The sequence below is a fragment of the Ruegeria atlantica genome (assembly GCF_947495585.1).
Lineage (GTDB): Bacteria > Pseudomonadota > Alphaproteobacteria > Rhodobacterales > Rhodobacteraceae > Ruegeria > Ruegeria atlantica_G.
This window is the reverse complement of sequence record NZ_CANLZK010000011.1, coordinates 1-19900: the sequence shown is the minus strand read 5'-3', so window position 1 is coordinate 19900 and position 19900 is coordinate 1. Positions and strand designations below refer to the sequence as shown.

Below are 19900 nucleotides of genomic sequence, written 5' to 3'. Positions count from 1 at the left end.
TCTGGAAAACCCGCGGGAGGAAAAGATGAAGAAACTGCTGACAACATCTGCACTGGCAGCAATGGTATCGCTTGGGGTGTCTGCATCAGTACAAGCTGAAACCAAGTTCATAACAATCGGAACAGGTGGCCCGACCGGCGTCTATTTTGTTGCAGGCAATGCTATCTGTCGCATGATTCACAAGGAAGCCGCTGAAGGCCGCAAAGAAGGCCGAAAGCATGGCTTCCGTTGTGCGGCTCCGTCGAGCAATGGTTCGACTTACAATTTGGCCCAGATTTCGCAGGGCGAGTTCGAATTTGGCGTGTCACAATCTGACTGGCAACATTACGCAGTCAACGGAACGTCAGACAAAGTCGTAAACGACGAAGGCTTTCGCGCGGTGTTCTCAGTACACCCCGAACCATTCCAGCTGATTGTGGCGGCAGATTCCGGCATCAAATCCTGGATGGACCTTGAGGGGAAAAAACTGAACATCGGAAACCCCGGTTCTGGTCAACGTGGCACCACGGAATTGCTGATGGAGCGCTATGGCACAGATCGTGATTTCTTTGGCCTGATAACCGAAATGACCTCGTCAGAGCACTCGAACGCCCTGTGCGACGGGAACATCGATGCCTTTACCTATGTGGTTGGCGTGCCCAACTCGGGCGTCGCGGTTGCGACCGAAGGGTGCGGTGCACAGATCGTCACGCTCAACACTGAAGTAGAGCAAAAGCTGATCGAAGAGCGCCCATTCTACGCTGCAACGGACATTCCTGCTGGCGCTTATTCTTCACAGAAAGAAGATGTCACGACTTTCGGAGGCTATGCGACAATCGTTTCACATGAAAACGTCGATCCCGACGTCGTTTATGAAGTTGTTCGTGCGGTTTTCGAGAACCTTGATGACTTTCGCGGTCTGCACCCGGCTTTTGCCAATCTAGAATCTGAAAGCATGATCAACAACGGCAATTCCGCGCCGCTTCATGAAGGTGCAGCGCGCTACTACCGTGAAAAAGGTTGGATCGAATAACCTCTCCCTCCCTTCGATCCCTCTGGTCCCTGCTGAACAGGCAGGGACCACCTCTCTTCCAAACTGGAAAACACCATGTCAGAGAAATCACTGCAACAAGCGGCAGTTGATGAAGCGCTGAAGGTAGAACGCAGCGACTATTTTGGGCCTTGGCCAAAAACCTTCATCACTCTTGCCGCCCTTTGGTCCCTTTATCAACTCTGGATCGCTTCGCCGATTCCTTATGCCCTTGGCTGGGGTATCTTCGTAGATCTGCCCGCACGCGGGATCCATCTGGCCTTTGGATTGTTCCTTTGCTTTCTCTTATTCCCGGCAAAATTCGAGGAAAAGCGCGGAGGAAAAGCATGGTTCAGCTTGATATTGGCACTCATAGCAGCGGCCTGCGCTTTATACGTCTATCTGGGTTATGACGGCATCGTTCTGCGCGCCGGTATCCTAGCAAACATAGATTTCTTAGGGTTTAGCATCCCATACGAAGTGATCCTGTCCGCTGTTGGGATGCTCTTGTTGCTTGAGGCCACAAGACGTGGGGTCGGCACACAGCTGGTAATCGTTTGCGGTGTTTTCATGATCTATTCGCTGTTCGGTCCCTATATGCCGGAGATAATCTCTCATAGGGGTGTCTCCATCTCACGGATGGTCGGATACAACTGGCTCACCAGCGAGGCGATCTTTGGCATCCCTATCGCGGTTTCGCTTAGCTATGTGTTTCTGTTCGTGCTGTTTGGCGCGTTCATGGACACGGCAGGTGCTGGTAAGTTCTTTCTTGATATGTCCTTTGCCGCCGTCGGGAAATACCGAGGCGGGCCCGCCAAAGCCGCAATTCTGGCATCTGGCCTGACCGGCATGATTTCAGGCTCTTCAATTGCAAACACGGTTACCACCGGCGCGTTTACCATTCCGGTGATGAAGAAGACCGGGTTTCCTGGAGACAAAGCAGGCGCAATTGAAGTCTCGGCCTCAATCAACGGTCAACTCATGCCACCGATCATGGGGGCCTCGGCCTTCATCATCGCTGAATTCATCGGGATATCGTATTACGATGTGATTGTGCACGCGATGATCCCGGCCTTTATCGCCTATATCTCGCTGTTTTACATTTCGCATTTGGAAAGCCTGAAGATGGGCCTTGTGGGTCTGCCAAAGGCTGACTTGCCCGCTATGGGAAAAACATTCAAGGAAGGCGCATATTTCCTCATACCAATCGGAATGCTCGTCTATCTGCTACTTGTTAAGCGCTGGAGCCCAGGTAGCGCAGTATTCTGGTCGATTATGATGATGGCCGGAATCATTATGTTGCAGCAGGTGCTCCTGGCGCGTCAGCATCGATTGTCGGTCCTGAAAGGCCTCCGTTCCGGTGGGATAATTGTATTCTACTCGTTGGTTGCTGGTGCAAAATCGATGACGGCCGTTACAGCAGCCGTTGGTGCGGCAGGTATCATCGTCGGCATCGTGTCATCGACTGGGTTGAACAATGCCATGCTTGGCATTGTCGAAGCGCTGTCTCAGGGCAACATCTACATATTGTTATTCCTGGTGGCCGTCGTCAGCATCATCCTGGGAATGGGGCTTCCGACTACGGCGAACTATATTGTCGTTGCTTCGTTGATGGCAGGCGTAATGGTCGAGCTCGGCAACGCATCAGGTCTGGTTTTGCCATTGATTGCTGTGCACCTCTATGTGTTTTACTTCGGGCTCATGGCAGATGCGACGCCACCGGTCTGTCTTGCGGCGTTCGCGGCCTCGGCGATCTCTGGTGCGGATCCGATGAAAACGGGCATCCAGTCCTTCAAATACGCAATTCGTACCGCGATTTTGCCAGTGGTCTTTATCTTCAATCCTGAGCTGTTGCTAGTGGGCGTTGAAAGTGTTTGGCACGGACTCATGATCTTTGTCGTGTCTCTGATGGCCATCTTTGCCTTCTCATCGCTTACACTTCAGTGGATGTTCGTGCGCCTCAAGCACATCGAAGCAATCCTGCTGGTGTTTGTCGTGATCAGCCTCTTTCGCCCGGACTTCGTATTGGATCGCTTCAGCCCAGCTTACGAAGACGTGCCAATGGCACAGGTTGTGGCGGGCGAAATCTCGGTTGGGGCAGGGCAGAAAGTTCGCTTGTATGTCACAAGAGAGACCGAATACGGGGATCGCTTCAAACTGTTCACGGCAACTGTTCCAAATGCATCTGACAATGTGCTGGAGGCCGTTGGAATCTCAGTTGAGGTCGAAAGTGATGAGCGTACCGCTGTGTCTGACATTGGATTTAATGGCCCTGCCGAACAGCTTGGGGTTACCTGGGGCGATTATGTCACGTCAGTTGGTCTGGAGCAGTCCGGTCGGATGCCAAAGGAAATCATCTACATCTTCGGCATTCTGGCTTACGCTGCAGTAGTTCTGATGCAGCGACGCCGGGCGAAAAAAAATCAACAAACTGATCTGGTGGAAGCGTGAAAATGGAAGCCAATATTACCGCGCCAAAAGTACGCAACAAAATATGGTTTTGGCTCGACAAAAATCGAAAGCAGGTCGTTGATCTGACTCTGCGCCTGGTGAAAATCGAGAGCCAACAGCCCGAAGGAGATGTTCGGGCAATGGCGGATGAGATCGAAGCTATCGCTGCGTCGATACCCGGAGTTGAGATTGAGCGTTTTGTCTCTGAAGAACCAGTGCATAATGTTGTCGTCCGGCTCCGGGGAAATCGCCCCGGAAAACGTCTGATCTTTAACGGGCATATGGATACGTTTCCAGCCGGCGATTTGTCTGGTTGGACTCGCAATCCAAAAGGCGAATTGGACGGCGACAAGGCCTATGGATTGGGCATCTCTGACATGAAGGGCGGCATCGCGGCCAGCCTATTGGCGATGAAATGTCTTGCCGATACCGGTGCGGACTTCCCTGGCGAAATCGTGGGAACATTTGTCGGCGACGAAGAAACCATGGGGGTATTGGGAACTCAATATTTGCTCGACAACGTTCCGCACGCGAAAGGTGATGCCATGATCAGTGGCGACGTCGGGTCCCCGCACATCTTGAGATTTGGCGAGAAAGGGATGATCTGGGCCAAGGTCACGGCAAAAGGTAAATCCACCCACGCCGCCCATGTTCACCGCGGGGAAAGCGCGATCGAGAAATTGACCGCCGTCATGGACAGCTTCAAGTCCTTGCGGTCGTTTCCGGTTGAAACCACAGGCAACAATGTTGTCCCGCTCATTGATCAATGGTCAGAGAAATCCGAACGTATGTCCGGCGAAGGCGAGACTGACGTGTTAAAGAGCGTGACAATTACATTTGGCACAATTGATGGCGGCAGGTTGTCAAATCTGGTTGCCGACAGGGCCGACTTCACCTGTGATGTACGGCTGCCGGTTGGCGTTTCAGTTGCGCAGGTCGAGGCCGAGATGACCCGGATCTGTCAGGAAGTTGATGGGCTTGAGCTTGAAATCTCACGTCGATACGAACCCAGCTGGACCGCCCCGGATCACCCAGTAATCGAAGCGGTGCGTCAAAACTGTATTGAAGTTTTGGGACAAGAGCCGGCAGTAACCATGCGCGTCGGGGCGTCAGATGCCAGGCTTTATCGCTACGCAGGCGTACCCGTGGTTGTCTGCGGATTGATGGCCTATAACCTGGGCACAACTGATGAATATATCATACTGGCTGAGCTCTACTCTCTTGTCGATATATTCGCTTTATCTGCGCATGACTACCTGGTGAGCAATGCTTGATCTCACCATCATTTCGGTCGCCGCTTTTCTTGCAGGTGTCTTGAATTCAATTGCTGGCGGAGGTAGTTTTCTAACCTTCCCGGCGTTGGTGTTCATCGGCGTGCCCCCCATCCCGGCGAATGCAACAAGCGCCGTCGCGGTTTTTCCGGGATATCTCAGCGGAGCGGCAGGGTTTCTTTCCGAAATTCGAACCTTCGACAGGCGCGCGCTATATGTCCTGTTGAGGTTATCAGTCTTAGGTGGGGTCCTAGGTGCCGTACTCTTGCTGATAACGCCATCTGAGGTGTTCAGTTTTATCGTTCCATGGCTTTTGCTATTTGCAACACTGCTGTTTGCGTTCGACAAGCAAATTCGCAGCTGGACCAAAAGTGATGGCAAAGCGAACCCCGTTGGCAGAAACGCGGCCACGTTGGCCGTCACGACATATGGTGGATACTTTAACGGCGGATTAGGAATTGTCCTGCTTGCGCTTTTTTCGGGTTTGGGTTTTCGGGACATCAATCTGATGAACGGGCTCAAAAACGCACTGTCCTTCATCTTATCCGGAGCCTCTGTCGTGACGTTCCTACTGGCCGGAATCGTCTACCTGAAAGAGGCCGCTATTATGATGATCCTCGCAACAATTGGAGGATATGTAGGCGCAAGACTCGCAAAAAAACTGCCGGTACATGTGATCCGATGCATCGTCATTGTCGTTGGTTTGGGGATGACAGTGGTTTTTCTGGCGCGCAGTTAGGTTTTCCCATCGTGTATACGCCAGCCTTACACAGGTACAGCGACTTTGGACATTGCCAACTTGTTTGCGCGTGCCGAACGGGTTACGCCACACTCATGCAGATACCGACTCGGACGCCGCACCTGAAAGGGTTCGTTATCCGCGCGAGATCATCGCCTAGGTTCTGTTGCAGAGTTTAGAGAGCGGCGAGTTGTTTCAGTGATCGCTCCGGAGTTAGGCAGTCAACTTAGGGAAGTTCCGAAACGGACAGTCTCCGGGCGTAAATTGTTTTGTCTTTGAGGTTAAAAGCTTACCAAATGGCGGTACAAGTTACCCGGATCGACGGTGGTGGATACTTTGCCATCATGTGAGAGCGTTTCGCCGGATGTAGAAGCGGCTTTGGCACTCGTACCCCAAAGCCCCGCTGATCCTGTCATGCCCGCCGCCAGCAGATACTTCATGAATGAGCGTCGTGAAATTCTGCCCTCGTTAGCAAGCTCTGACAGCTGATCGGTAAATAACTGGTCATTGGCGATCGCTATGATATCTCCCTCAAGAAGATTTGCCGCGGTTTTGTCTCGGCGAGTGTGTAGCAAGGAACGAATGCGGCTGCTCCCAATCGGACGGTCATCTACATTCTCACAACGGTTCACTGGTCCTGATCCTTGTCGGATTTGTCCAGGCGAAGAAAACGGCGCGCATTGTTGTAGAGTATATCTTCCTTTTGCTCATCGGTCAGGAAATCCGCGGACAAGATTGCTTCGACGCCATTTTTGGTTTCCCAGTCAAAGTCCGACCCGTAGAGAATTCTCTCACCATATCCAGCATCAACCAAACGCTTGAGAAAATAGTAATATTCTTTACGGGCAGTCAGTTGTAATGCTGCAACGTCGACATAAACGCCAGGATGGTGGTAGAGAACATTGATCATCTCACTGATATACGGCCACCCGGCGTGTTGTACGACCATCCGCAGCTTTTTGTGCCGAAGCATGACATCTTCGATGTAGATCGGATTACTGGTTGCAGCTCGATAGTTTGCTGAGCGTTTGTATCTGTAGGCTGGGCCTCCTTCCGGGCCCAGCCCGGTGTGAATAAGGACTGGAATGTCATATTTCACTGCAAGTTCGTAGTAAGGGTCGAGCTTAGCATCGTTGGCAAAAATCCCGAAGTATTCAGTACTGATTTCACCGAGCATTTTGATTCGACCCGATTTGATCTCTCCCTCGAGCCAACCGAGATCGGGCCAAACTTTGTTGCCCTCAAAACATTGAATGGCGGGATCGTCTGTTATGGCTATCTGACCATCAAGACATGGAAATTGCAGCGCCGGAATAAAACGGTCCGGGTGGGCTTTCGTCCACGCTTCCAAATATGCCGGAGCTCCATTGAGCACTGCGAACTCGACGTTCATCTCGTCCATGTAGGCGATGGTTTTGTCCGGCGATCTCAGCGGCAGCGGCACATCAGGGGGATGAACATGAAACTCGATCACCTTAAACTCACCGTCATCCGTTCTTGCCGAACTACTTTGAGCGTAAGCACCGCCGCTCAGCAGAGAGCTGCTAACAATTAGGAATGAAAGCGATTTTGAAACGTCGCTTAGGTTCAACTTCATTTTAAAACTCTTCCTGTTTCGACGCGTTTAGCCTTGATTATGAATGGCTTACCCATTCCGGCATGTGCGAACCGAGCGGTGATGACGGTTGCTCCCACCTGGGGGGCGTCTTCGACATCTCGAGAACATGTCCCATGTGGCGTAGCTGGCCCCACGGCGTGGACGCTTCAATCATCCGGACATTGTCGAGGTTCAGTGAGACGGTGGACTCGCTGACTTCTTCCGCGAGCAGGCCCGAATATTTGCGGCGCTGCTCATCCGGAACCCGGCCAAGATCCTGATACCACATGGATGTTCTCGCCAGCGCGACGCGCACATGATAGCTGCCGCCCTCCTGGCTTCGCCGTATCAGGGCCGCCATGGCACCGAGTGCGCCCAAATAACCGGTTGAGTAGTCGTTGATGTACATGGGCGGCGCATATGACGGTGAGTCAATCGTCCCATGATCGGTCATCATGCCCGTGCAAGCCTGCCCTTCGTTTTCCCAACCTTTTCGCCCGCCCCAGGGACCGGTCTCTCCGTAGCAGCTTTCGGAGACATAGATCATTCCCGGCCGTATTTCCGCCAGTCGCTGGGGTGAAATTCCACGCTTGGCCAGGCTACCAGGCGCATAGCCGTCAACGAAGACATCGCCCTCTCTTGCCAGCTTCATCAAACGCGTAAATTGGGTTCGGTCGTCCAGATTGAGATAGGCAGAGCGCTTGCCGTGCCCGGTGTCCATAACGTTCACCTGAACGCGCGGCATTCCGTACTTGGCGATGTGCAGAACATCGGCACCGTGTTCGGCCAGCGTACAACCTATCATTGGGCCGGCAATGACGTGCGTAAGATCTAAAACGCGAACACCCGAAAGCGGGCGGTCCCCCCCAGGGCTGAATTCAACCGGATCGCCGTCTGCGATCTTCTCCACTGTGACAACAGGCTGAGTCGCAAGTATCTGACCCTGCGGGTGCTGGCGCCACTCGTCCTTCGTCCGGATCATGACGCCGCATAAGCCGCGTGCGCTCATCTCGTCCTCCAGTTTTTGGGCATCCCATTGACGAATCTTGTCCGAAACAGCGTCGACCTCGTTCCATGTTTCAAGAAGCTTCAGAACACCATCGGCCAAATGCGAAAACGTCGTTGTTGTTTCAATCCAGCGGCCATCTCTCGTTTTGTGCTTTTGGCCGGTGGGGTTTATGAAGCTATCAAGCTGAATGGGCGTGCCATTTTGATAGACGTAGGTAATCCTATGCATCGAAGGCAGGCCCTGCGTCCGATCAACGACGACAGACTGAGACTCACCGGAACGAATTTTCCAGATTCCCGCCGCTGCACTGCCGATCGCCGCATGGATCGAGCTGATCCCTTCCACCAGGCGAAAGGGTGAGTCACAAAGAGGATCGGTATCCCCCGTCAGAGTAACATCCGTCTCGTACAAGCCCGGTGCAACGCCTGTCTGATGGATCAAGTCTTCCCAGATTTCCATGTGATTCTCCTGACTTCGACTTAGCGTGTGAAAACGCATTGCCTGTTTTCGTTTGTTACCGGATGGTTCGCTTAATGTTGATCTCGAGAGCTATTCTCCACGTAAAATGAACTTTGCCGCTTGTTCGCCGACATAGATTGTTGGCGCCATGGTATGGCCGCTGATGAGCGTGGGAAAAACCGACGCGTCGGCAACGCGCAGGCCGATAATTCCCTTAAAGCGCAATCGCTGATCAACCGCCGCGCTGGGATCATCGTCTTTGCCCATCTTCGCTGTACCGACGGGGTGAAACACTGATCCGGCGTTATCCAGCACAAAGGCTTTCAACTCTTCGTCTGAGGTGTCGATGCTGGGCGAGACTTGGCTGGTGTACGGATCAAGGGCTTTCGTCTGCGTCATCTTCAACACCTCACGAAAGCCATTGACGACCATGTCCATATCGTCGGCATCGCCGAAATAGTTGAAATCAATGACGGGGTTGTCCTTGGGGTCAGCGGACGCCAGCTGCAATACTCCTTGGCTCTTTGGATGTAGCAAAACCATGTTGATGGAATAGCCGCTCCGCCTGTCGCCGGGTTCAAGGTTAAAGTACGGTTCACCCTGAGGATCATTCAAAACCGGGTTGTACGCGGGGATGATTTCGAACTCCGGCTTGTTGGCGTCTTCGCTCAACTTAAAGAACCCGATGCCATTACCCTCCAGATAGGTTGCCGGGCCGGTTCGTTGAAACCGCCATTCCGTCATATCATCTGGGCCCGAGCCAGCTTGAGCCGACCCTTCTACGCCCGCCTCGGCAATGACATTGACGGCGACGTTGAGGTGGTCTTGCAGGTTACTGCCTACGGCGGGCGCATCGTGCACGACCGGTATGCCCAGATCTTCAAGATGGTCTCTGGGTCCGATTCCCGAAAGCATTAGGAGTTTGGGCGTGTTGATCGCGCCAGCGCAAAGGATAATTTCGCGTTCGGCTTCGGCAATCTTCTCCTCTCCGTTGTGCCGGAAGCTCACGCTAACGGCTCGACCTGTTTCAACGTTCACTTTGGTTGCGTAAGCCTTGGTGAGAAGCGTCATGTTCGGTCGCCGCCGCACCTCTGCTGTTAGGTAATCATCGCCAATGGTGTGGCGGTACTTATCCTTGTGGATCGTTTGTACGCGGGAGGTTGCGTAAGGCGTTGCTCCATTGGTATCAGCTATGGGGCCGAGGCCGACTTCTACAAATGCATCGAGCAGTTTGTCTGCGATGATCGAAGTGGTTTCAGCTGTCTCCATAACGACATTCCCGCTTACACCTCTGAATTCAGGATCGGTGACACCACGGTCCGTGTTCTCAACGCGCCGGAATATTTCTAGTGCGCTTGCGAAGTTCCAGCCGTCCAGACCCAATTCGCCCCAACCGTCATAGTCGCCTTCTGCACCGCGCGCCCAGAAACCGATATTGATGGCACTGCTGCCACCGATGGTTTTGCCCCGAGGAACCAATACAACGCGATTGTTCATGTGTGTCTGGGGGACCGACTGATAATTCCAATTTGCGTCAGTGCCCCACAACGCACCAAAGGTACCCTGCGCGCGCCCCAACTCATTGTTATTTTCGTCGCCCGCCTCCAACAACAGCACCGTGTTCTCAGGGTTTTCGCTCAAACGAGCGGCAACGGCCGAGCCAGCCGGGCCAGAGCCGACGATAATGTATGCAGCTTTCATATTACTCCTCGTCTCTTTTCAGAGCTATTTCAAATGCCGTTCCAGGAACGCAAAGACCTTCGTTAGGTTTTCGTCGGTGTAAAAGCCGTCGCCCATGTGCCCCTGACCTTCCAGTGCCTCGAACGTGACCTCGGTGTCAGCGGGTACGATCGACCGCATCCTCTCAGTAAAGTCCGTAGACTGTTTGAATGGCACGACGGTGTCAGCTGTGCCGTGCTGAATGAGAAAAGGAGGCGTGTCACGTGAGATGTGATTTCCAGGATTGGCCTCAGTGACTTTTCTTGCGATACTTGCTAATGCCCCCCCCATGAATTCTGAATTGTGAGAGGTCGGGTCATTTGGATCCTGCTCGATTTGCGGCGTCACTGAACTTTCTTTGAACTGTTCACCCAATACGACTAAGTCGTAGGCACCGAACCATGCTACTGATGCATGAACATTGCTGGGCTGTTCGGCGTTACCCATCGATTTGTCTTCGAAAAAGTCAAGACCAGAAGTCGTGCCCAACACCGCCGAATAGTAGCCGCCGGCCGAGCCACCCCAGGACGCTATCTTGTCTGGATTAAGCCCGTACTGATCGGAATTCGCTTTGATCCAGCGGACCGCCGCCTTGACATCATGGGAGCCGGCCGGGAACGGCGCTTCGCCACTTAGGCGGTAGTTAATGGAAACCACAGCAAAACCGTGCTTCAAGCCTTTGATGTGTGCCTCCATCTCATCATCGGTTTTGTCTCCAAATGCGAAAGCGCCACCATGAATGCCGAGAATAACCGGAAAGGGGCCGCCTCCTTCTTCAGGAAGATAAATATCGAGTTTCTGTGCTTCTGATTGGCTGGCATAGGGAATATCCAGCCATTTATTTTTTACCCAACTTACATCAGCCTTCTTTGTGTTTTGCGCTTTTTGCGCCACCCAATCCAAAGTTGAATTATCGGTCATCGCTATCGGCTCCCAGTGCTGGCGGCAAATTGCTGATATGTGTGTTGCCGTGATTGCGGCCACCGTAGCGTTTCCTATTTCGACGTCAATTACGCACTAAAAGGTAACTAAGTATCATTGCCATAACCAATAAATACAAAGAAGTTAGCCTGACAAAAACTTCGAAAGGGATCTGTTGCAATAGTCGATTGGGTATTGCAAAATTGTGTGCCCATTGTGAATTAGGGGGCCAAAGAAAATCTTCATTGTTTGAATTGCCCCGTTGTTTGAGCGCTATCTCAAAACGGATTGTCTGACGTCAGCTCTAACCGGACAGTTTAGGTCGATTTGATAAGAAAGAGTTTCTGGCACATCGTAACCACCAAGGAGAGGCGATGAGACAGAAACCCGGAACCAAGCAGAATCACGGCAAGAAGGTCGTCAAGGATATCTATCCGAAACCGTATTCTGTTCGTGCCAATAACTCGCTTGAACAAGCATTGCTCGGCAGTAGTCTAGCGTTTCTTGCGCAGCATGAATGTAAGCGCTTGGCTGCTGCGATTTACGGTACGTAGCACCAATGAACACTTTCCCTCAGCGGCAGACCACTAACAAGGTGTAAACTTGCCAGAATACTCTTGGGCTATGCGTTCAAAATACTCGATACAATCCGTTCTTGCGTCTGCAACTTCTGGATGTGCTAGACGTACACGTCGCCAAAATACTACTCTATAGCTTTGCGCGGTTCACATTTTTGAACATCGGATCGTAACACACTGATACTCCCCCCATCAAATAAAAGTGAATTGCTTTTTTGCCACTAATTCCTATGAAAAGGTCAACTAGGCACTACAAGGATACCGGGTATTGTGATCATTCAGGCTCAAACTAAAGATGAAGTCGATCTTTGTCCGATACGGCAGGTTCTCGCGAGGGCCACTGGAAAGTGGCAAGTCTTGATTTTCTTCGCTTTGTGTAACGGCCCACTCCGTTTTGGGCAGCTGAAAAGGGCTATTGGCGACATTTCATCGCGCGTGCTTACAGAGAACGTTCGCAGCATGGAACGAGATGGATATCTTGATCGTATGGTCGATCCTGGCCCGCCTACCACTGTAACGTACAAGCTGACAGACCGAGGCGCGAACCTGGCTGAAGTTTTGAAACAACTGGCGATGTGGGCAAATACTAACTTTGCCGACATTTCTGCGTCTCGGGTTACCTTTGATGCGGCGATTGGTGTAAACAGTCACGAATAATACATATACTTTGGTTCTTAGTAGGTGCCGTTGGATTTGGGTTCAGCCACTTTCTTGACACGACATCAGCTAATCGAAATTCAATCACAATCTAAAGCGGAGCTCGCAACTGAACTACGACCGGCAAGTGTCGGTAGGATCAGCGATGTAGTTTTAGATGTATTGCGGGACGATGTCTTCGGTTATTGCTTCCTTGGTCGTCAAGTAATAGCCATTTCCCGGCTTTGTTGCACAAGCCCACCGGGGATTCACTGTTTGAATCCAGCGTGATAGCCGGGCACTTAAACAGTTGGGGCCTTACGAAGTTCAGGACCACGAACTGGTCGGCTTACGGTGACGCACCGACGCAGAGGGGATCGTTGTTAATCTGATTTGACCCGGGCATGATCTGGATGCCCCCGCCGAACGGCAAGCGCGGTCGGCAGCAACAATTCAGCGATGCGGCAATCCAGACTCGCTTGACCTTGAAGGTATTGTCGGCCTGCCGTTGAGGCAGACAACCGGGTTCGTGCAAAGCCTGTTGCGCGTCTGGCCGGGCTGGATTTCGGCACCCTCTGCCCTCGCCAGAAGACGCCGAACCTGAGCCTGCCGTATCGCGGTGAAACCAGCCCGTGAACCTCCTCATCAACAGCACCGGCATCAAGGCCGAGGGTGAAGGCAAGTGGAACGCACGCTAGCACGGAGGCCCCAAACACCCAATATTGCGTAAGTTACACATCAGGATCGACGAGGAAATACTGTAGGTCTGGGTCGTCGAGCGCACCACCAGCAACGTTGGTGATGCGCCGATGTTGCCTGAGTTTAAGATCCAAATCTCGCCTGATCAGGCCATCGGCAGTGACACTGCCGATGGTGCCTATGACACTCGAAAATGCCTCGAGATCGCCGCCCGAAATGCGCACGCTATCATTCCGCCACGCAAGTAGGTCAAGCCGTGGAAGCCGACAAGCCCAGGACCCATCACCCGGAACGAGGCGGTCAAGCGGTCAATGCGTCGCGATACCTGGGTGGTGCTCTGTGGCGACGATGGAGCGGATGCCACCGCCGAAGCCTCGTCAAGAGCCAGATGCATCGCTTGAAGTTGTAGGGCCAGCGTCTTATGGCGCGGGAATTCGAACGGCAAATCGCGGAATTCCAAGTCGGCAATGCCGTGCTCAGCTACTAAACCGCTCTTGGCAAACCTGTCCCAGGGGCCGTAGGATGAGTCTGTCCGCAGAAATGGGAACCACGCGTTTCATCCGATTTGTGCAACAAAGCCCCTGCACTCCAGTCGCCTCTAAACGAACAAGCAGCACGTGGACCTTGTCAGTATTCGGCAAACGCACTCCTCAAACCTCAGCAAAAAAGGTCTTCTCCGACGCCTGAGAAATACAGTCGCTATATGACTGGTTTTTCATTCACAGTGTGTCTCCAAACAAGTTTTTTTTGTTGCACAGCTTTGGGAATGAACCGTGCTGCCTTTGGACTATAATAAATATCTGTAATTTCTGGGAATATTTCAAATATTTCTTCTCGCGCCTCAGCACTAAGTGATTTAAGCGCTTCAGGTCCAGTAAACAAGCTTTCCGTGGGAGCTCCTTCAGTGAATATCACCTCGTGACAGTCGAATAGCAAATGGTAGTATTCGACAGCTTCCATTTCGGCTTCGACGAATACGCCTGGCAAGCTGGTCAACTTTATCGCTGGAATCAGAACTTCGGTTTCGTTGAACATTCGTTTGGCAATCTTGGATCGAACAAGAATTCTGTGTTGGCGCGATACAAGCAGATCACGTTTCGGTAACTTGTTGTTCAACGACCCTACTTTAAGTCGAACAGGTCGTAGCTTTGGGAAGGAACATAGAGTGTCTCGGTCAAAGAAACGGCGGCCAATCCAACGGATGGGCTGGAGGCCGTGATCAAGAGTCTCAATCATATCTCCCACGTCTAGTTCTTCCACACAGCGCTCTCCAAGCGCAGTCTGGACCGCTGTGCCAGCGCATAAACAAAGAAAATCTGTTTCCGCACGGTTGCCAGTCAACCCCGCAGAAGACGCCCTCACAAGTGTGTCAAGGCTTATGCTTTCGATCGGGCCAGCCAACAATGCAGTCTGGTCAGAATTATTTGTGAATTCGGGTGCGAGATAGAGATTTCCGTCGGTGTCTTGGAAAATGACAGCGGTAATCGTCGTTGCAGGGGTACCGTCGGTGTAAGAAATTGTCGCATTAAAAACTGCAAGGCTGTCGAATGTCTGCGGCGATCCGCCATCAATGCTAAACGTATCGTTGGATTGACTGTTGTTTTGGTCGTAAGCATTAGTAAATCCACCGGAGAAATCTACGGAAGAAAGTGTCCTTTGGCTTCCAAAGGCCAAGGGTTCAGCAGGAGACCCAAAACTACTGCCTACCAAAATCGCGGCGTTTTCAGCGAGAAAATTGCCTTCAGTCGGATCTATGTCGGCTGCTGTCCCAAGAAACAATACTTCAAACGTAGTCGGCATAGATATCCCGCTCTAAAGCAAATTTCTGATCGATTGGTATTGCAAAAGATTACTTCCAGGCCACCTGTTCAGATAGCATCATGCTGATACCATGGAAGGTTATCCAATTCGTACAACTCTAAATAGCAATAAAAAATGATTGGCGCAATTAGTTACCTTGTTGTTACTTGATGCATATTTGTGCGTAGTTGACAGCCCTTAATTCATAAGTATCTTTGCTCCTTGGATAGCAGTGATAACAATGGCTAAGTGTAGCAGAATTTACTTGGTATTGGTTTGGTACCAAATTGATGCTTCCGGAATAAAACTGACCGATATCAAGTATTTCAAATCGTGATTGCTAGCAGAAATTCCATGCTCAGTATTAGTGAGCTTAGTGTTTAATAGGATGTCAAAGTGAGGGAAGTAGAAAGTCATATCTTGCGTATACCAAGCCACCTAACTCACAATAATCTAATTGGTTGCTGTGAGGGTAACTCAAACTGCAATTGGTATTCAGATTGATGTTAGTCTGTCAGAATGTCAAATAGGTTGTGGGTCACCGTTATTCTACAACTTTCGCATGTAGTAGGGATAGCGGAAGTTCTGCGCTTTTTGGCCGCTCCGTCTCCCAAAAGCGTCGATCTCAACTGGCACTCCACAAATAGGGAAAAGCTGTTGAACATGTTCAGAGCACGCTCCACCTTCTTGACTTGTATTTTCGTTTTCGTCTCTGGATGTGCGTTCCCTTCAATCATGAGCTTCGAAACACCACTTGTAACACTGGATACACCTCATGGCGAAGTAACTTGCCAACTCTACACACGCGAAATCGTAATGTGGGACCGTTCAATAGACCGTCCAGCCGATATGGACCTTGCAACCGCCGATGCGATGTGCAGGGCGGAAGGAATACGAAGGGCAAATGAATAACGTGATGAATCGGCTGAGTCCTAGGAACATGATCGGTGTTGGATCACAGATATTGATCTCTAGCGATAATTGTGTGGCTATGGTCGAAGATTTGTCAGTTGGAGACTATGTCTACGACTATTTGGGAAATTCGTTAGAGCCAATTGAAGACATCTACGTTCGAACACTGCAGTTGGATGCAACCCTTCCAAATCAGGAACAACCCCTTGTTTATCGATCCCACGACAGATGTAGCTCAAATTTACCTTGCTGGAACTCTGTGGGAAGTAGCCTGCTGTTAAATTCAAAAGTTCGCCCGTTATTGCGTTCACGACGAACAGGCATTGGCCAATGCTTTTACTCCTACTTCGACATATTTGAGGATGAATTTGTCGTTAGCTACAAATTAGTGTTTCGTAGAACCGTAGTATGTAATATCGGGGATGTCTTGTGCGGAATATGCGGGTCGGAACCTTCGCCAACCTCAACAAAGATCTCGGCTCCAATAGCGCCTAATCTGGCTTTGTTGCACAAGTCTGATAAAAGACGGAGGTCACCTTTTCCCAAATGGAACTGACCTAAGGGACCTGTGATCGGGATATCAAGTGGGGCGTATCGGTCAACCGTCATCAACTGCCTTTGTGTCCATAACCTAAGTTTCATACAAAGCGGGAGGTCATAATCTTAAGGTTCATGCTCTATTGGTCGTTCTGAGTCATCTTTGAGGGCGTGGCTCCGCGACCGCTGGAACATCTTGGTTGCTGACTTTTTGAGCTGGTATGATTTCCACTATTGAACAGGTGCCAGGGCTTAACAAGCAAGCCAATGATACGTGCAAAGACTGAAATTTTGTCAGGGGCCATATCTACCTAACCTAGTAAAGAAAACCTTTCCAATAACTGCCGGCAACCAGTGTGGGACTAATTTGGTTCTAGCTAATCTTTCTCGAACTTCGTATTGAGCTGCGCTAATCCTAGAAGAGAATCCGCGCCCCAATTCTTCCTTCGGTACCCAAGCTGTTTCCGAATGTGCCACTTACGTTAGTTGAGACTGTACCTTCGGCAAAAAAGGTGAACCCGTCCCTTGCCTCGAAATAGTAGCCGGCTGACAATTCTGCCCACGTCGCCTCACGGCCACTCGATAGGCCACCTATATTAGTGTTGATTGTTTGTTGTGATCCGAATTCGTGCTGAAGACTAGCGTCAAAGTATATTTGGTCAGAATATGCTAACTGCCTTTCAAAATAGACACCGGTGTCCAAGACAAAGTTGCCACCTGCGGACTGTGCCGTGAGTCCATCGCTATCCGTGAAGGTGTCGAACTTTCCTTCAGAGTAGTAGAATTGGGCTCTGGGTGTAACGGTTGTGTTTTTATTCATTGAGAAGCGCTTGCCAATCTCGGCAGACAAACCCCATCCGAAGCCATCTACATTTTGAGATACCTGTCTAGTTGTGTCTGCGACAGTTAAATCCCAAAATGTGCCCTTTGCACGTAGATCCAAATATGTTTGATCTCCTGGGAACAACGACAGAAAAAATTCGAGACCAAAACCGTCACCATCAATGGTTGACCCAGTATTGAATAGAGTATTCTCTACCGATGTGTTGGTGTCGATGTAATGAACCGAAACTCCAACAAGAGTATTGTCGTTAACGTAAGCATCACCACCTATTTCGATCTCTAATCGGTTTTCGTTCCAATCTGTTGGTGCATCAATTGTCGTTGTGTTGATCTCTTGGCGCAAGAAACTGACATCCATCCAAATCCCCGGTTGTCTGCTTGCAAAATCATCGTGCTGCGCCTTTGTTTCGTCTCCGCTATAGATTAGCCTTTTCTGGCCCAAGCGGTGGCGAAAGTGATCAAAGCGTGGCCGTATCAAAACAGGTAATACGGCGTATCCATAAACCTGCCCAACGAGCTTTGACTGAAGATAGAAAATGCGGTCCGGTTCATAGTCCAGCGAGTAGAGAAAAGGACCGGCAAAAAGCGATCCTTGCTCCAATACAAAACTGGATTCCGATACGCCAGTTGCACCGGACGCATCTACCAATGCAATCCCAGCACCGGGTCCATCCCCTGTGTCTGCGCCCAATCCATTTCCAACGTCGTTGACCGTGACGCGTACGGGCCTGCCAGAAAATGGTCCAACCAAAACGAGCGTGTCCGACGCTTCACTGGCATCCAGAGCCGCATCCAGAACCAACTGTCCTGAACCTCTCAAACCACCATTCAATGTCAACGAGTCACCGGTCTTGGGGGCCGAACCGGACAGATCAACCACGGAACCTCGCTCCAATGAAACCAATCCCGCAATTGACTTTGAAGTCGAGGAACCGCTGCCGCCAGCTAACAGTGTTGAGGTGCTGTCAAGTGTAACGGAACCGTTGATGTTTACGCCGTGGCTTATGTCGACGACTGAGCCTGAAGTCGCAACGACTCCTAACCCGACTTGCAATGAAGTTGTCAGCGTGTTTCCAGTCAACTCGAGAAAAGACGCATCTAATCTGACTAGTTCGAAATTGGTGATTTGTTCGGCAGCGAGTGAGCCGCTTACGGCTTCCAGCTTCAATTGGTCAACAAACCCATCGCTTGTTAATACGTCGTCACCTCCATCCAACGTACCCGATATTGTGCTGAGATCATATGAAGATGTAATCGTTACCCTGTCTGATCCCAGCCCTAAGAGCAAGTCTCCGCTAAAAGATCCGGAATTCAGATCGACAGAATCTACTCCCGCAAGGTCCCCGTTGGCGGGATCTGTGACTAAATCTAGATTGCCGGCGACGATCGTTCCATCCAGAACTAAAGTGTCCGCACCAGAACGAAGTAAAACATCACCGCCTACGGTTCCTCCCCCGAGATAGACGGTGTCCGACCCATTTCCAGTTCGAATGTCTTGCAGGATCGAACCACCAGACATGGTTACTAAATCGTCTCCCTGATTGGTTCTAACGTCTGTTGTGCTTCCGCTTATGATCCTGACTTCATCATCGCCGACCAATGTCCTAATGAAGCCTCTGACTGTGGAACCATTGAGTACAACAAGGTCTGCGCCATCATCCAATGCACCAATTCCATCATCGGAAAGAACATTCCCTAAGACTTCTCCATCCAGTAACCAAATCGTGTCTTGATCACCTGAACCAACGACATCGCCGCTTACCAATCCACCATTTACAATAATTGTGTCTTGTCCAATAGAGTCAGTGTTTTCACCGAAATTCCCTAAAATTATGGCAGTTCCTGTCAGTTCTAAGACGTCATTGCCGTCGCCCCCGAACACATTCCCAAATGTACCGCTACTGATTGTCACTGTATCATCGCCGCCAGCAGCATCAAAATCTGGGGTTACTGCGGTGCCATCATCGGAGCAGATGTGAATTCCTGCCCCTCCAGATGCCGCCGGGCTGCAGGAACCTGCATATACTTTGGCATTGCCCCAGCAAACAAAAACAATGGCAATCAAAAATAGCCCCGACAGCCCGAGACCGTCGATTAAGCGCGCCGGCGCGTTAGAACCAAAAATCTTTACATCAGAACTATCTACGATTTTATGGCACCGCCAATCGATCAACGAAAATAACATCGATTGCGTGACTCCCTTGAGAAAAAGAACGTCCGAGTCTTCCAAACAAACACATGCATTCCATATCATCTGCTCACATCATACTCCGTCGTTACGGGAAAATACGTTGGCAGAAGAGCAATACTATTGCGCTACATTTAGTTACAATTCAACAAATCGGGAAACTTAGTAGCTGCTACAGCTACATACTCTTTGAGAGTTTTAGTGGAAACTCGGAAACACAATATTGTCAGTTCGTTTCGAGATGACTATCTACCTTGTGGTTTCAGGGTATTAACGATGGGGTCTTTAGGAGAGCATATCTTTTTTAATTATTTCAAGTCAATTAAGCACTATTTAATACCATGTTATCTATAAGTAACTATGTCTGACGTCAGCGCTTATGGGCTGAGTTACTGAGGTGAAACTGGCTTGGCCATCGGCGGCCGCTGTTTCCATTTGGCGACGAAGCGCCGATAGGCTCTGTTGCAAACTTTTTGACATTGACGATTGTTGGGTTAGCGCGCGAGTGATCAGCAGCAATAATCAGCCGAAA

At 50.8% G+C, this 19900-nt stretch carries 13 protein-coding genes and 1 pseudogene; 7 read left to right on the top strand and 7 right to left on the bottom strand.

The window, feature by feature from the left end; genetic code table 11:
• The first annotated feature begins 25 nt into the window (after positions 1-25).
• From QMP16_RS17010 to QMP16_RS16995, 4 genes are all read left to right on the top strand, one after another.
• Positions 26-1012, top strand: a complete 987-nt coding sequence (locus tag QMP16_RS17010; RefSeq protein WP_282153341.1) for a TAXI family TRAP transporter solute-binding subunit — start codon at positions 26-28, stop codon at positions 1010-1012.
• 75 nt (positions 1013-1087) lie between these two features.
• Positions 1088-3460 (top strand): TRAP transporter permease, encoded by a 2373-nt coding sequence (locus tag QMP16_RS17005; RefSeq protein ID WP_282153340.1) that lies wholly within the window; start codon positions 1088-1090, stop codon positions 3458-3460.
• A 2-nt stretch (positions 3461-3462) separates the two neighbouring features.
• Entirely contained in the window at positions 3463-4734 is a 1272-nt protein-coding gene (locus QMP16_RS17000; RefSeq protein ID WP_282153339.1) for a M20/M25/M40 family metallo-hydrolase, read from the top strand.
• The gene (locus QMP16_RS16995; RefSeq protein ID WP_282153338.1) at positions 4727-5470 is read left to right on the top strand and encodes a sulfite exporter TauE/SafE family protein; all 744 of its coding nucleotides are present in this window, start codon (positions 4727-4729) and stop codon (positions 5468-5470) included. The genes QMP16_RS17000 and QMP16_RS16995 overlap by 8 nt, the downstream gene beginning before the upstream one ends.
• A 281-nt stretch (positions 5471-5751) precedes the next feature.
• On the opposite strand, the gene QMP16_RS16990 is transcribed toward QMP16_RS16995, so the two are convergent.
• From QMP16_RS16990 to QMP16_RS16970, 5 genes are all read right to left on the bottom strand, one after another.
• Positions 5752-5910 carry a hypothetical protein gene (locus QMP16_RS16990; protein ID WP_282153337.1) on the bottom strand — a complete coding sequence of 53 codons (159 nt, stop codon included), beginning with the start codon at positions 5908-5910 and terminating at the stop codon, positions 5752-5754.
• 188 nt (positions 5911-6098) lie between these two features.
• Positions 6099-7067: an amidohydrolase family protein gene (locus QMP16_RS16985; RefSeq protein WP_282153336.1), complete on the bottom strand. Its 969-nt coding sequence runs from the start codon at positions 7065-7067 to the stop codon at positions 6099-6101.
• Between the two features lie 37 nt (positions 7068-7104).
• Positions 7105-8535, bottom strand: coding sequence for a CoA transferase (locus QMP16_RS16980; protein ID WP_282153335.1), 1431 nt, complete (start codon positions 8533-8535; stop codon positions 7105-7107).
• 90 nt (positions 8536-8625) lie between these two features.
• On the bottom strand, positions 8626-10236 hold the full coding sequence (locus QMP16_RS16975; protein WP_282153334.1) for a GMC family oxidoreductase: 1611 nt from the start codon (positions 10234-10236) through the stop codon (positions 8626-8628).
• Positions 10237-10260: 24 nt separating this feature from the next.
• The gene (locus QMP16_RS16970) at positions 10261-11175 is read right to left on the bottom strand and encodes an alpha/beta hydrolase (protein ID WP_282153333.1); all 915 of its coding nucleotides are present in this window, start codon (positions 11173-11175) and stop codon (positions 10261-10263) included.
• Between the two features lie 374 nt (positions 11176-11549).
• Between QMP16_RS16970 and QMP16_RS16965 the strand changes: the two genes are divergently transcribed.
• From QMP16_RS16965 to QMP16_RS16955, 3 genes and pseudogenes are all read left to right on the top strand, one after another.
• Complete coding sequence (locus tag QMP16_RS16965; RefSeq protein WP_282153332.1) at positions 11550-11729, top strand: hypothetical protein; 180 nt, start codon at positions 11550-11552, stop codon at positions 11727-11729.
• A gap of 294 nt (positions 11730-12023) precedes the next feature.
• A complete protein-coding gene (locus QMP16_RS16960) occupies positions 12024-12410 on the top strand; it encodes a winged helix-turn-helix transcriptional regulator (protein WP_282153331.1) in 387 nt (128 codons plus the stop codon).
• A 269-nt stretch (positions 12411-12679) separates the two neighbouring features.
• Positions 12680-13575: pseudogene (locus QMP16_RS16955) on the top strand (IS5 family transposase).
• A 212-nt stretch (positions 13576-13787) separates the two neighbouring features.
• Here QMP16_RS16955 and QMP16_RS16950 read toward each other — a convergent pair.
• Positions 13788-14888, bottom strand: a complete 1101-nt coding sequence (locus tag QMP16_RS16950; protein WP_282153330.1) for a Hint domain-containing protein — start codon at positions 14886-14888, stop codon at positions 13788-13790.
• A 1864-nt stretch (positions 14889-16752) separates the two neighbouring features.
• On the bottom strand, positions 16753-19434 hold the full coding sequence (locus QMP16_RS16945; protein ID WP_282153329.1) for an autotransporter outer membrane beta-barrel domain-containing protein: 2682 nt from the start codon (positions 19432-19434) through the stop codon (positions 16753-16755).
• Positions 19435-19900: the final 466 nt, after the last annotated feature.

Excerpts from the sequence above, each read along its gene's own strand:
- QMP16_RS16985 (WP_282153336.1), bottom strand. The coding sequence starts at position 7,067 with ATGAAGTTGAACCTAAGCGACGTTTCAAAATCGCTTTCATTCCTAATT.
- QMP16_RS16995 (WP_282153338.1), top strand. The coding sequence starts at position 4,727 with ATGCTTGATCTCACCATCATTTCGGTCGCCGCTTTTCTTGCAGGTGTC.
- QMP16_RS16950 (WP_282153330.1), bottom strand. The coding sequence starts at position 14,888 with ATGCCGACTACGTTTGAAGTATTGTTTCTTGGGACAGCAGCCGACATA.
- QMP16_RS16945 (WP_282153329.1), bottom strand. The coding sequence starts at position 19,434 with ATGATATGGAATGCATGTGTTTGTTTGGAAGACTCGGACGTTCTTTTT.
- QMP16_RS17010 (WP_282153341.1), top strand. The coding sequence starts at position 26 with ATGAAGAAACTGCTGACAACATCTGCACTGGCAGCAATGGTATCGCTT.
- QMP16_RS17000 (WP_282153339.1), top strand. The coding sequence starts at position 3,463 with ATGGAAGCCAATATTACCGCGCCAAAAGTACGCAACAAAATATGGTTT.
- QMP16_RS17005 (WP_282153340.1), top strand. The coding sequence starts at position 1,088 with ATGTCAGAGAAATCACTGCAACAAGCGGCAGTTGATGAAGCGCTGAAG.
- QMP16_RS16965 (WP_282153332.1), top strand. The coding sequence starts at position 11,550 with ATGAGACAGAAACCCGGAACCAAGCAGAATCACGGCAAGAAGGTCGTC.
- QMP16_RS16990 (WP_282153337.1), bottom strand. The coding sequence starts at position 5,910 with ATGAAGTATCTGCTGGCGGCGGGCATGACAGGATCAGCGGGGCTTTGG.
- QMP16_RS16980 (WP_282153335.1), bottom strand. The coding sequence starts at position 8,535 with ATGGAAATCTGGGAAGACTTGATCCATCAGACAGGCGTTGCACCGGGC.
- QMP16_RS16970 (WP_282153333.1), bottom strand. The coding sequence starts at position 11,175 with ATGACCGATAATTCAACTTTGGATTGGGTGGCGCAAAAAGCGCAAAAC.
- QMP16_RS16975 (WP_282153334.1), bottom strand. The coding sequence starts at position 10,236 with ATGAAAGCTGCATACATTATCGTCGGCTCTGGCCCGGCTGGCTCGGCC.